Raw genomic sequence first — 15,047 nt, forward strand, 5'->3', positions numbered from 1 at the left:
TGTTTATCTATAAAAAGAGAAAACATTTTTATCTAACACCAGTTTACAACTTTATAAATGACAGACTTGTTGACAAATCAACTGTTTTAAAGCCTTTATCATAGTCTCTGATTTTATATGTGTTTCGATATTTTTCACGAAAGTGGCAAAAAATATCTGTTTACGGATTTCCTGACTTAATTCAAAACGAAACTCCTGTACACTTTTTGTACGGTATTTAGAAAAATATTTATCCTGATAAGGCAGGATCTTCATAGCACAGTAACTGATATTAATCAGGTTTACCAGCATTTCTATTTCCTTGCGACTCCGTACCATATAGTCGCAAAAAGACCAGAATGTTTTCTGTTCATAGTAGCTGATTTCGATCTTCCATCGAAAGGCATATAGTAACAGCGGAATATAGTTTACTGGATCATGATCTGTCTGGTCAGAAAATGAGTGTTCCTCCTCCGTACAAAAGACCTTCAGATCTTCTGAAAAGATTGTGCTGAAAAATAGACGTTTTGTGCCGTTTCCTTTTTCAGTATCCGTGACATAAGCAAGAACTTCCCGGTCGCCAAAGATCTTTGTGAAAACCCGGCGGACACCTGTATAATAATCACCGATCTTTTCCTTGGAAAAAGTAAAATCTGTTTTAACGCAAAGCCGTTTTCCATGCTTGGCAGGACGTCCTCTGCGCACAGTCCGTGCAGGAGCGAGATCATACATGACAGAATCAATCCTTGCATTGCCAATGAGATCAAGGTTTGGATATTCATCAATAATAGCGACCAGATTTTTCTTTGTATACCAGCTGTCACAGAGAATAATGACATGTTCTTTGCTGAGGAATTCAGGCATGACCTGACGGATCATGGAAGTTTTGGAAGATTCTACGCTTATTTCCATTGTCATTAAACAAAGTATAATTCTGAACTTCTCCCACTGGCATACTGGACATACTCCACATTTTTGGATTTGCATTCAAGAACCAATATTGTCTGATTCCATAAGGCCTCAGAGTCCTTATGTCTTGTATTATTTTTCGTTATTTTTGGAAACCATTTTTCTAGAAACTGGTATTTTCTTAGGTTCAACATATTTGATTCTGTATGTTCTACATCTGAACTTTTCCAATGAATCCTCAATATCATCAAAGACATTTTGAAATATAAGAGTATTAGTATACCCTTGAATCTTTTCTTCTTTTTGCAAAAAATATTCCTGATTAAGTTTAGAAACTTTTAAAATACATACGGGAAAATTACCTTTTCCATCTTCTAATAAATTAAAATGGTATGCCTCGAACTGAAACTGATAAACAATTTTCCTCAACCTATCATATATTAATTCATATGCTTTTTTTCGAATATACTTATTGGCTATAATAAAATCTAAATTTCCGTATGCATTGTCAAAATTTCCTAATTCAACCATTGATGCCTCTCGATAACTATTCATACATTGAAGAAAAACTTCTTTGTAACCAGCCATTTTAGAATCATATAACCTATTTAATCTCATGTTAACATCAGTATTTTCATCAAATGGAATTGGAATATTTTTCTCATACCAAGAAATCAAATTTTTCTTTGCATTAACTGATATTTTTTCTTCTTCATTTAAAAAATGGAATTTTTCTTTCAATGTATTTGTATCATCTTCATACATCGCATCAACAATTAAGTTTATAGGTGCATCTACATCAAGATATTTTATTTTTTTTAATTCATTTAATATCTTAGTTGCCTGAAGCCAAAATTCTTCCATTGCCCTTTGTCTTTCGACATAATATTCTATTAATGACATTATAAAACCAAGAATAGCTCCGCCAAAAATAGCCATAGCGATATCATAAGTTATACAATTACTATTTTTACCGATAATAACAGCAATAAATAATGATACTGCTGTAATAACAAGTGTAATCATAGTTAACCACTTTTTTGCTTTCATTTTTCTGCTCCTTAACAATTCTCGATTTTATTTCTATAATTTATCCACTCTCCGTTGAATATGATTTCGTAAGGTCTCAGGGATCTTAATCGTTTTGAACTAATTTTATGCGTTGTGAATAATTAGGACGATCTATCGTAATTTCTTCCATATTTAAAAATTCAATAAATTCCAACAAATTTGATAACATTGTCTTAACTTCTTTCCGATACGGCTTAGGATCTGTCACTATTGCATTATGCAATTTTTGACTTAATGCCCCAAAATATAAACATCCACCATTATTTTTCAATGTTTGCGTTAACCATAAATAAACATTACTGCACCGTAATGCATTTTTTACTTTATTCAAATCTCCATCGTATGTAATGTCTAAAAATGATAAATACTCATTATTTAAAATTTCCCCATTTTGTGGAAATTCATATGAAAATAATGTATTAATCTTCGGTTTAAATAATTTTGTAATTGACAAATCCCAGTCCAATTTTCTCTCTTTATTCAAATCTTTAGCTTTTTTTAACTGTTCCTTCATATTTGTCAAAATATCATCATCAACTAAAATAGAATCTAAAAATATATTATCAATTTTATCAACATCTTTTGATTCTATATTAGTCAAAGAACATATTTCCATATTACCTCTTTGTCCTATGCTAAGACCAGAATTAGTTGCATTTGCACTTCCTATCAAGCATCTCTTATTATCTACAATATATGTTTTTGCATGTAAATCAAACCGAATATAAACTTTCCATCCGGCATTTTGAGCGTATTCTATGACCTCAAAATCTGTACTTCCATTAATAATATCCTCTAGTCGAAATCGAACCAATAAACGTTTTTCAGTAACTTTATTGCTTATACAGTTATTTAAAATACGGAAGGCGGACTTCTTACAATATGCTGTTATTATTTGTACTGAAAACACTGCATTATTCAATTCTAATTTTATATTATTAAATATCTCATTTGAACATAAAATATCCATACAACCCCATCCTTAAATATCTAATCCAAGAAACTCCGCTACATATTTATTTAATTTATAATTCCATTCACCCATCAAATTCTTATAAGTCGTTCTTTTCTCCCTTGCAGCCTCATCAATAGTTCTGACAAATGATGCTAACAATAATTCAAATGCTAACTTTGCTTCTTCGTTCATATTGGATACATAATGTTCATAATATATATTAGCTGTATTGATAGTACAAATACATATACCTGTATCAACGTTTAACATAAATAAATCCTTAGTATATTTAGACGTATCTTCCTCTTGAATCACAACTTTTTGTAATAATATTTGATCTTTTTCTTCTTCTTTTGGTTTTTCATTTCCTCTGATATGTAAAAGATCTTCAGCAACCTTTTTTAATTCTTCTTGTGTCTTTGTTTTTCTAATTTCTTCACTTTCGGTGGTCACTTTTGATTCTGCTTCTACTTTAGTTGCTGTTTCTTCTGCCGAACTAGTTGTTTTCTTTTTTCTAGAACCTTCCCTTAATTTTTTATTTCTCTTTGCCATTTCTGATATTTTATCTGTAATAATCTTTTCAATTTGAAGCCATACAGGTTTGAATTCTTCCTCTTCATAATCTGTACCATCTAATCTTATTAATTCTACGTGTTGTTTATTATTAGATACTTTGAATACTTCATCCAAATCTCTATTAAATGCTATTTCACATCCCCACCATCTATGGTAAGGACTATTTTTGTCATTGTAAAATCCAAATTCTCCAAAATCTATTTCTCTACCTTCTCTAACCACTGAAATTCCTTCTAACTTTCCAACAAAAGTCCCCATCTTGGTATTTCCAGGATTAGTTGCTGTCATACAATCTAGATTATAAAACTTTTCTTTAACAATTGAGAACGTTAAAGTCACTTCTCCTTCTTTTGGAGATTTTGTTTCTTTATCCCAATATTTTATTTTTTTATGAACTATACCATCTGGACAAAATTCAGTTGTATATGGTTCAAAAATAGGTTCTAGTTTTTCATCCTTGCTTTCCTTACAAAGCTTTTCTGGATTTGATGGATCTCCTAAAATAATATTATTTTCCATCAAGAACAGAGGATCATTAGGAACAATTTTAGAATTATATTGATCTTTTGTATCATGTATTAAATAAATATTTGATTTATTATCACAAATTAAATGACGATATTTTTTACCAAAAGAAAACTTCAACCTCTTAAATAATGCACCTACTGTACTTGGAACTATATTATCGCAATCTTTCCATAAAACTAAAGTCCCATTTTGAGAAAAATCAAATTCACCATTACATATCCTTAATCCATTTTTTATATATTTTGTATATTCATTCGGGACTGATTTTTTCTCTGCTGGCTCGATTTTTACTTGTTCTCCTTTTGATATCTTTTCAATATCAAGATAAGAACTATATGTATTATCAATTCCATCTTGCCAAGAATAAACTTCAACTCTTGGACATGCATATAATGATGATTGTGGTAATCCTACACCAAATTTACCCATTCCTTTTGTAGTCCTTCTTGTTCCATTTCCAAATCTTAAACATCCTTGCACCCATTCTGGTGACATTCCCGTTCCATCATCCAAGAATGCGACTTCGTATACTTGACTCTTCTTACCCCATGCTGGAACTCTATCTTTAATAATAACAAAAGTATTCTTAGCCTCAGCTTGAATCGAATTGTCAACAATTTCAGCCATAGCACTTTCAATATCTTTATATCCAGAATTTCTTAATGCTTCACCATAATCTTTGATATTAATAATATCCATTCCCTCAGAGTATATTGCCATTTGTAATCCCTCCTAATTCCAATAATCACTAAAATAGTTAAATGCCTCCGATTCACTTGTATATTTTTCTAAATTATCCTCTATATCAATTAACTCACAATATTCGTTTCCTCCCATCTGAGGACCTCTAAGACCTCTACCTAACATTTGACTATACAAAACAACTGAATTTGTTGGCCTTGTAATAAATACACATTGAATGTTTGTTGCATCAAACCCGGTTGTTAACACTTCATAATTGATAAGAATATTTAAATCATCTGTTTCATCTTTAAAACGTGCAATTATATTTCTTCGATCAATTGGATCCATATCACCAAAAATATGTCCATTTTTTATTCCCTGTATTGTTAACATTGCAGATAGCATTTTTCCATGTTCAACAGAACAGGCAAAAACAATTGTAGGAATGTGTTCATTATTTAAATCAATTAATTTTTTTATAATTTCCATATTTCGTTTTTTATTAACTGCAATTGTTTTTAAAAATTCAGTTGTTACATCTCTATATCCGTTATCTGTCATTCCTATTTTCAATGCCTTAATATCTGCATCTGTTAAGCCTCCATATATTAATGGTGTTCTATTTATTTTAGATAAAATTCCTCTATCTTGAAAATATTGGATTATATCTATTTCTGAATCTGCATTATCAGCTTCAGTTTTTGACAAATTTAATTGGTTTAATATGTTAATATCAATATCAATAATTTTATTATCAAACATTAATTTAAATATCTCATTTTCCGTGTCTTCCATTCTTCCTGGTGTAGCACTTAAACCAATCAAAGCTTTCTTATCTCCTGAATATTCCATCAATGAATTAATTAATTTTTTTGTTTCGGATGCTCCTGCTCTATGTGCTTCGTCAACTACAACTATTCTACATTTTTTTGATAAGAAATCAAACAAATCATAATTTGATTTTCTTATTGATATAAGCTTTTGTATCCCAACAAAAACAAATCCATCCTCAAATTCCCCAATATCAACATCAAATTGGTTCCATAATTTATATGTTTTTATCGATTTTTCTCCAATATGTTTCCATACATTGCAAAAAGTATCGTATGCCTGATCCAATAGTTCTTTTGTATGTGCTATCCATATTATCAATCCACTTTTTTTCTGTTTAAAAATAAATTGATTAATTATTGTATGCATTGCCATTTTTGTTTTTCCTGTCCCTGTAGGCATTCTTACAATCATTCTTACCTGATCATTATTAGAATTTATATAAGTTAAAATTTTTTGTCTAATAATAAATTGATAGTCTAATAATTCATAAAATTTATCATATGAATTTATTGTTTCTACAGCCTCTCTATCATCAATTTCTTTATCAAAGTATGCATGATCTATCTCAAGATCATCTAATAACTTATATGATATATCATTTTTCCCCCAAGATGTTTTTTCAATATGTTCAACTACAATTGAGGCATCTTTTTCATTTTCACATCCCGAGAAAAAAACCTATAATCTAATATTCTTTGGGGTTCAAATGCCCTTATTAATCTATTTCTGAAATCTCTATTGTCCAAAATTTTGTTTCCATATACAGATAATATCATTTTTATAAGATTCCTTTCTGAAAAAATTTGTTCACCATCCGGAATCCATTCTACTAACAATTCAGAAAGGTCATCTCCTAAATATTTTTTTAATTCCACAATATTAAAATTGTACATATAATATTCTAATCGATTCATTATACCTCTCCTACAATGTCAATAATAGCATTATATAATTTATCTATATCGTCCATACTTGTATATTGACTCAATCCAATTCTTACCGTTCCTAAATTTTCTTGATCTTCCAAATACTTATGAATATACGGTGCACAATGATATCCAGTCCTGACAGCAATGTCAAAATCTTCATCTAAAATTATCCCAATATCTTCAGAATTAAATTTTTTCACACAGAACGATATTATCCCAATGTGTTTATCTAAGTGCTGAGGCAGATACATTTTTACATCATCAATTAAAGATAATTTTTTTATTAAATAACTCGACATTTCTTTTTCATGATCAAAACAATTCTTTTGATCTAATGTTACCAATGCTGCTTTTAAACCTGCTATTGCTACAATATTACAACTTGATGATTCGTATTTTGTTTCTTTTCCATTTGGCATCTCAAGATTTAAAGAATCACTACCAGTTCCACCTGCTATAAATACATCTAGAGGAATATCAGAAACATTAATAAAACCACCTATTCCAAATGGACCATATAAATTTTTATGTCCGGTAAAAGCTATTATATCGGCTTTGATCTTTCTTGCATCAATTTCTAGTAGCCCTAACGATTGAGCAGAATCCAATATTGTATATGCATTGTATTTTTTTGCTTCAGCAAAAATTTCACTTACTGGCAATATATATCCCGTAACATTACTAATATGAGTACAAAACACTGCATCAGGTTTATCTTTTACAAACTCATATTTTAATTTTTCAAAATCAATTTCTAAATTTTCTTCTAAAGGTATTTCTTTGATAAGCAAATTTTTCTTTTTTGATAATTCATATATACACCTTGCAACTGCATTATGCTCATATGGAGAAACATACACAACAGATTTTTCTTTTAATTTTAATCCATTAACAATCTGGTTTATTGCAATTGTTATCGATGGTGAAAAAATTACTGCTACATTTGATTCGACATGCACTAATTGACGTAATAACTCTTTTGTATCCTGTATTAATTTACTAGCTTCTTGCGCTAACTTATAAGAACCACGTCCTGCATTTACTGCGCCTTCTCTATTTATTTTATCCATTGCATCATATACAACTTCTGGTTTTGGAAAAGTTGTAGCCGCATTATCTAAGTAAATCATATTCTTCATCCTTTACTTTGTAATTTTTTCTATCATCTCTAATAAAATTGAAACCCTATCATTTACGCTCAAATCGTCATATTCTTCGAGAGTATCTTCAATTATATTTCTCAAAACACTTCCTGTGCTTTCATCAGCATAATTATATGTTTTTTCAAATGGCTCTCCATTTTTTCGTGTAAAAGAAAGGGTCATTTCACCTGTCGATATTTCATCTTTTAACGACTCAATTCCTGTTTTTACATTTTTTAAATTATCGATAAATTCTTCAATAGAACCAACATTCCAATTTTCAACATATACATCGGTTACCGCTTTAGCAATTTTCTTTGCTACTTCTGTATCGTTATATACATCCAATGTTTCAATTACCGTCATAAAACTTGTCATTTTTCTATCATATAGTGCCTGTTTTGATCGCTTACTTTGATTTTCATACCATTCTTTCAAACAATGAAATAAATCTCTTTTTTTCTTACCACCCCAAATGGTATATATTTCAGAGATAATTCGTGCCTGTATCCAATCAAAATAATCATCATAATACGTTTTACAATCATCAAGTACACAAAATGTATCTTCTAATGACTGTGTTCCAAATTTTTTTGGAAATTCTACAAATAAACTCTCAAATGGATTAAACTCCATTTGCTGCATTGATTTTTTTATAAACTTCATAGAGGTAATTATATTTTCTGATTCAATATATTTATCTATATCTACTAAATTTCTAGATACCTGTGGTAACGCTCTAAACCATCTTTGCATACATATAAATATATTTTTTATTCTGTTGGCAGATAAATTTCTATTCTCTTCTACAAAGAATAGTCTATTTAATTCGCATATATATTTTTCTTTTTGCAAATCTTCCCTAGAGACATAAACAGAATAATCATCTGAATTTTCACACATATTGACTATTATGTCTGCATCCACTGGAATTTCCTTATCTGCAAAATAAACAACTATATCTTCTCTTCTATTTTCCATAACATATGCTAAATAAAATGGTATCACTCCCATTCTCATTCCATATGGTTTCGATTTTAATCTGCTTACCAAAATAGACATTGACACCTTTTTATCTGAACAAGATTCAATAAAATTATTTATTTCTTTAAGTACACATTGAACATTATGTTTTATATTATTATCTTTGATTCCAGTCACTGTAAACAGAGCTCTATAAATCGTTGCTTCCTGACTAGTACCCGTATAATACTCCTCTGTATCATTATTAGAAAGAATGGCATTAATGATATTAATTCTAGCCTTTTTAGTTTGAGTAGTTCCAATTACTTCTCTATTTACTAATTCATTGTTAATTTCTGGAGTTTTTGTAAAAAGAGTTTCACAACATTTATTTACTGCTGTTTCTTCATTTCCTACTTTAATAATTTTTATTTCCCCATTATCATTATATAAAACTTTAGTATTAGAATCTTCCTCATATATCTCACTTAAATATGTATTTATTTCATCTGTTATATCCTCAATCAATAATGGCATTTCTTTTTTCAGAATTTTGTTATTAGCTGTAAAGCTTTGATTATTACGCAATTCCTGAATTATTTCATAATCTTTAAGTTGTTTTTTTAATCTCAATGATTTTTTAGGACATATAATAACTATTCTTGAATCATTCAAATCTATTAAATGATTTTTAACCTTTTCCTGTTCAAGTTTCGAGAAACTATATAATGTAATAACTTTTCCATCTCCAGAACAATCACTCAATAAAATATCTGATGAATTAATGTCAAGAAAATCATTTATATCCATAAACTGATTAGTAAAATAACGTGTCATTGAAAAAATAGTATTATATTTTCTAGGAATAACATAATATTTTCCAGTAACATCTATTAATGCTTTTGCATAGTTTACATTGTCCCCTTTTAAAGATCTTTGTCTTTTTATTTCTTTTTTAAGCTCTGATCCAGCTTTGGTTTTAAACATATAATTTCCTGTAGAACTCTTCTGATAAATAAATTCTAGCTGAACCAATTCATTAATTGCCTGCGGTCCATCGTCCACAGCTACACATAAATTTAAAGTTTTATCTGTCGCTGGAAGTTCATCTTCCTTATTTACAATTAAAATTACTGCTAATGCTTTTATAATCTTTTTTTGATCTTCTGTTATACATCTTTCAAGTGCATATTCTGCACTAAGCCAAAGATTATGAATATATTCGTTAGACACTTCCTTCTTAAAAAGTGTGCTAAAATAATCATAAATTAAATCTACACCTATCACCCAATCATCTGACTCTTTATGTTCTGCAACATATCTAGCCATACTGTGTGGTTCATCATTTGAAACAAATGTAAATAATGTTCTTTCGTTCTGTGCTACTTTTTCGCTTATATTTAAAAGAATATATGCTCCCATAGGATTTAATGGATAGCAACCTTTTAAAATAGTCTTTTCAAATTCTGTCCTATCAAAATTACTACGAAATGCCGGTAATTGATAATACTTATCACACACACCAGAACCAAAATACTTATCTGAATTTGGAATTTTATTTAAAAATCCAGAAGATTTTATAATTGCATTTTTTATCAATTCATAATTGTTTTTGGAAGATGTAATAAAATATTTCTCTATTATTCGTCCCTCAATACCCGTGAACGAATTAATTATATCTTGTGATAAGTATTTTCCGTATTCTTTTATACTTTTATGTGCAACCATTGTAAAAAACAGCTGTGCTCCATGCGAATCCGTTGCTAATTCACAAATATCCTGCACTAATTTCATATTAGCACCTGTTGCTATACCATCTTGACTCTCTATAAATTTACTAAATTCATCAAATACAATGTAAATTCCACTATATCCATATTCTTCTTTTAATTTCTCACATGTACTTTTATACAATGGCAGTACTTCTGAAACAGTCATTGGATTAAAATCACTGCCCGCAGTAACTTCTGGATAAATTTTCTTAAATATATTCATTGTTTCTTTTGAAAATCTTTTTAAATTTGATTGAAATTGCTGAATATTCATTCCATGTTCAGCAATTTTCATTTCAAACTCTTCAAACGTATCCTTATAATTTATTTTCCAATCTAATAACTTATCCTGTGCAATCGAATAATATGTATCTGGAATTAATTCCGTCAACCCATCCCTTTTTAGCGCTTCATTTAACCCTAACAAAAATGCCTGATTAAGATCACCTGTTGTATCTGTTATTAGTATTGGTAAAAATTTTTCTTTCTTCCATATCTTTTTAAGATTATCTGCTACTAAATATCCTATTTCATCAACATCTTTAATTTTATTAATCAGTTTTTTTATTATTTCACTATTTTTATCTGTACGTTCCATAGATAAAACTGCTAATAAAACGAGTAATAAATGTGATTTTCCCTTTCCATATGGTCCTACTAATAATGTTGCTTGTTCTTTATTTTTTATTATCGCCTCTGCATATTCTCCCAAAAATTTAACTGATGATTTTGTTGGAATATAGCTCAATACCTTATCTGGTTTATTTAAACTCAGATATAAATTAATTGCCGTTTTAAAGTTATTATTAAAACTGATTATATCATTTAACGATTTGACTTTTTCCATTTTTCCACCCACTAATAGTTTCTATAATATTCTTCTATCACTTCAGTACTTTCTATTTCTCTTATAAAGTAAATCATATCAAGTCCTGCTGTTCTATCTACTTTTATATATCCTGCATCATCTAACTTATCCAAAATTTCATTAACCATAACACTTGTAAGATTATAAATATTTGCCAATCCATTATCACCAAAAATTACATCTTCTATAGATATTCCATTTCCTCTTTTCTCTAATAATGCTAATTCATATAACACTATCATCTCTGAAAATATTTTTTTACTCGGATGACATTTAGCATATTTACCATCTGTATTCTTTACTAACCCTAAAGATGTAAACGGACAAATATTTTTTTCCTCTGGATCAACATTTTCTTTGTTCTTACTATACATATTAAGTATGGTATCTATATCATTGTTTAGCGATCTTTCAGAAAACTTTTTCCCTTGGGCATATTTTTCAACTTCTCTTAATACAATTGCTTCTATTTCTCTCTTTTCTAATTCGTCAGCATCACAATGATTAAAATACATATACCAAGTAGTTGCTTCTTCTTTATTTTTTGCAATACAAGAATGCATAATCCACAAAGTAAAATATTTTTCTAAATAAGGATCATATTTCGCTATTAATTGTCCAATAGGCGTTAACTGAGTTCCATCTGTAGAATTATAGGTAGTTAATCCAAATGCTTTCATCCAATATCTCAACGATTTGACCATATTATTACCCATACCAAATAAGTCCGTTGCATTTTTTTTAGTAAACACATCTGGTGCATTGGGAATAATCATCAATGCTTTATTTATCCAACCTTCACGTAATACAAATTTTTCATGACCTTGTAGTCTCATTTTCACTTTATTTGTTACCATATTTTACGTCCTCTTTATACATAATACCTTTCTCATATAACATCCAGCATTAAAATGACTAACACATTCTGTACATCTTTTACATTTTTCTTCATTAATGCTGTAATATATCTTTCCTGATCCATCATCTTTAACACTTATTGCATCAAATTTACAAACACTCTCACATGCTTTACATCCTAAACACATCTGATATTTCGTTAATTGGCACTGGATTTTACTTTCTGCCACAGATAATGTTCGTGCTTTTGCAATATGAATATCTTTGATTGTTACTTTTAATCTAGTGCTTCCCATTCTCCCTTGAAGAATTAATACAACTTTTCCTGTATTATCAATTACATATACTTCTCCAAGTCTTTTATTCCCAAGTTCTTTATTTATAGAACCAAATGGCTTAAATAATTCATATAATTCTTCTGATATTGGTCTTTGCAATTCATAATTAAATGAATTTTCTTCTGTCGCACAAGGTTCAAAAGTAACAATCGATGTTCGTGCCGCCTCTAAACCATTTCCACCTTGACGTGCTTTCCAACCACCTTCATTAACATATTCTTCAGGATCCGGTTTTCCGATTTGTTTTGCAAAATTCACGAGTAATTCATGCCAATGTTCGAACTGTTCATTCATATGAACTTTAGCCAAAAATTCAGACCAGCTTCCATTATTAGGGCAACACCAACATCCTACTCTTGTCCACCCTAATCTATATGCATAATTAAAATCTATCCCTGTAGTTAATATGTATAGCCAAACATCAAAATCTATCCAATCAATAATCGGAGAAACAACTGTTTGTTTAGAAATTTTAGAATTAACACTTTCCCTCTCATATTTACTACGACTAGCTGACTCATTATGCCTAATTCCCTGAAAACTTAAAATATTATTCTTATCCTTAAATGCTGAAGATATCGTCTTCTGAATTGCACCTGTTTTAAAAACTGTACAACACCACCTCATAACTCGACTCGGTGGTCCTACTATTTCACATAAGTTTTCAAAATTTTTCTCTCTATTTTTAGCAGTTAATATTCTTATCCCCTTTGATTCTTCATTTTTATTAAATCTTTTTTTATATTCTAACGTATATGGAAATTCTAAAGTTGTATCTCCAAAAATATGTAAAACTTTATTAGTACCTAATGCTCTATTTACAATATGTGATGTGACCGTTGAATCTTTTCCACCACTAAACGACACCATCATATCATTAACTGCATATTTATCTAAATATTGTTGTACAAAGCTAGTTGCCTCTTCGGTAATATAATTATATCTATTTTGATTTGCACGAACAAACTTTTTAATATGTAAATCAAAATATTTATAACTTATATGAGTACTAAAATCATCATATACCTTTTTTATTTTCTTAATTGCTTCTATCGAATATTGATTTATCTTTTTAATAGAAAGTCTTACCTTCTTCCCATCCACAATATATGCACCACCGCCATGCCAAACAGAAGACTTTTGATAAAATTTCGGATCATTATGTAATATAATTGAAATTAATGCATTCTCTTCTGGAAAAACAGGTCGTATATCTGTGGAAATATATTTTGCATTACATCCACAAGTAGGACATATATTATCATAAACAGGTACGTTGCATTCTTTACACCAATAAATTGTTGACGATATTTTTGTGGTACTATTACAATTTGGTTTTATACATTTATCTCCATTCATAGGCACCTTACATTTAGGGCAAATTCTTTCTATCATACAATATTATCTCCTACTTTTTACGTATATTTTTTAATTATTGCTCTTAAATATTAATTATCTCATACTTTATGTAAATATTACGATTATACTCAACATATATCATACTAGCTTTCATTTTTATTTACTATTTACAGCTTGAATCAAAAATTAAATTTTAATACAAAACCCATGTTCGATTATACCATAAATTCATATTTCTATAAAGAGATAATAACTAATCTATCTATTCTTATCTTATTGTTTGTGTCTTTATATTTTTATTCTATGAGCAATAGCTCCAAACTTCCAATTTTATTATTTTTCTTTTAAATTAATTTTTTCATCTACATAAGGAATTACCATATTCGGCAAATGTTCTTCTATAACAATTTCCTTTAACAACTCAAAATATATTTTCTGTAGTTCATATTCCGATAATTTTACCATAAGTTTATTTTCTTCTTCATTTGCCATATTTTCTTCTATTGCATCTCGTAACATATGAACGGCTTCTAATAATTCCGAAGTTGGTTCTATATTATTATCCTTAAAATCATCAGTTTTTCCATAATCATCATAATCTAAACATTGAATCGCGAGATCTGCAATATCTTTTTTAAATTTTTTCTGTACGATTTTTATATTATCAATTGGATGTTTTTGACGATACATATTTTCCGCATATTCTCTGACCTTTTCAATAAATATTGGAAATTCATCTGCAGTAAAAAGATATTTTATCACTGCTTCATATTCGGATGCAAAATGAAAACGGCTTGCTTTTCCAGAAACTACGTTTTTTATTGATTTACAGGTTTCTTCATCTATCCCCAAGAACTGGCATGATTTTTCCATTTCAAATGACTCATAGTCTGTTTCCCCTGTAAGATATCCAATAGTCACTCCAAAGAATTTCGCAATATTTACCATATTTTCATAAGACGGAAAACCTATTGTTTTAACAACATCTCCCTTTTTTATAGTATTTCCTACACGTAACCAACGACTAACATTCGCTTGTGTTCCTCCTTTATATTTATCTTTATACTCCTTTAAAAACGTTTGTTGTGTATACCCTTTATCTTTCATTAATTTACTTAATCTATCACACCAAATACTTGCTTTCTTTTTTAATATATCATTCATAATATATAATTCCTTCATTTTTGTTTTTATTTACGTCGCACATATACAATCTGCAATATTTACATTTTACAAATTATCAGATAGAATAAAAACTGTCAATAACATCTAATATATACAC

The 15,047-nt window shown here is 29.1% G+C and carries 11 protein-coding genes; all 11 read right to left on the minus strand.

Annotated features, from left to right (window positions below; all coding sequences use genetic code 11):
- Window positions 1–51: 51 nt before the first annotated feature.
- The 11 genes from KE503_RS12995 to KE503_RS13040 all read right to left on the minus strand — a co-directional run bounded on the left by KE503_RS12995 (window position 52) and on the right by KE503_RS13040 (window position 14,929).
- Window positions 52–897: an IS701 family transposase gene (locus KE503_RS12995; protein ID WP_330622017.1), complete on the minus strand. Its 846-nt coding sequence runs from the start codon at window positions 895–897 to the stop codon at window positions 52–54.
- A gap of 123 nt (window positions 898–1,020) precedes the next feature.
- Window positions 1,021–1,938, minus strand: a complete 918-nt coding sequence (locus tag KE503_RS13000) for a hypothetical protein (RefSeq protein ID WP_212385452.1) — start codon at window positions 1,936–1,938, stop codon at window positions 1,021–1,023.
- Between the two features lie 85 nt (window positions 1,939–2,023).
- The gene (locus tag KE503_RS13005) at window positions 2,024–2,929 is read right to left on the minus strand and encodes a phospholipase D-like domain-containing protein (protein WP_212385454.1); all 906 of its coding nucleotides are present in this window, start codon (window positions 2,927–2,929) and stop codon (window positions 2,024–2,026) included.
- 12 nt (window positions 2,930–2,941) lie between these two features.
- Window positions 2,942–4,738 (minus strand): ATP-binding protein, encoded by a 1,797-nt coding sequence (locus KE503_RS13010; RefSeq protein ID WP_212385456.1) that lies wholly within the window; start codon window positions 4,736–4,738, stop codon window positions 2,942–2,944.
- A gap of 12 nt (window positions 4,739–4,750) precedes the next feature.
- Window positions 4,751–6,175: a DEAD/DEAH box helicase gene (locus KE503_RS14900; protein WP_330622018.1), complete on the minus strand. Its 1,425-nt coding sequence runs from the start codon at window positions 6,173–6,175 to the stop codon at window positions 4,751–4,753.
- Entirely contained in the window at window positions 6,169–6,450 is a 282-nt protein-coding gene (locus KE503_RS14610; protein ID WP_249183069.1) for a hypothetical protein, read from the minus strand. Before KE503_RS14610 ends, KE503_RS14900 begins: the two co-directional genes overlap by 7 nt.
- Window positions 6,450–7,595, minus strand: a complete 1,146-nt coding sequence (locus tag KE503_RS13020; RefSeq protein WP_249183070.1) for an aminotransferase class V-fold PLP-dependent enzyme — start codon at window positions 7,593–7,595, stop codon at window positions 6,450–6,452. The genes KE503_RS14610 and KE503_RS13020 overlap by 1 nt, the downstream gene beginning before the upstream one ends.
- A 12-nt stretch (window positions 7,596–7,607) precedes the next feature.
- The gene (locus KE503_RS13025; RefSeq protein ID WP_212385460.1) at window positions 7,608–11,189 is read right to left on the minus strand and encodes a hypothetical protein; all 3,582 of its coding nucleotides are present in this window, start codon (window positions 11,187–11,189) and stop codon (window positions 7,608–7,610) included.
- An 11-nt stretch (window positions 11,190–11,200) separates the two neighbouring features.
- On the minus strand, window positions 11,201–12,067 hold the full coding sequence (locus KE503_RS13030; RefSeq protein WP_212385462.1) for a DUF4007 family protein: 867 nt from the start codon (window positions 12,065–12,067) through the stop codon (window positions 11,201–11,203).
- A gap of 3 nt (window positions 12,068–12,070) precedes the next feature.
- On the minus strand, window positions 12,071–13,801 hold the full coding sequence (locus KE503_RS13035) for a phosphoadenosine phosphosulfate reductase domain-containing protein (protein WP_249183071.1): 1,731 nt from the start codon (window positions 13,799–13,801) through the stop codon (window positions 12,071–12,073).
- 297 nt (window positions 13,802–14,098) lie between these two features.
- Entirely contained in the window at window positions 14,099–14,929 is an 831-nt protein-coding gene (locus KE503_RS13040) for a hypothetical protein (protein ID WP_212385464.1), read from the minus strand.
- Window positions 14,930–15,047: the final 118 nt, after the last annotated feature.

It is taken from the genome of Anaerostipes sp. Marseille-Q3525, assembly GCF_018223505.1.
In the GTDB taxonomy this organism is placed as follows: Bacteria; Bacillota; Clostridia; order Lachnospirales; family Lachnospiraceae; genus Anaerostipes; species Anaerostipes amylophilus.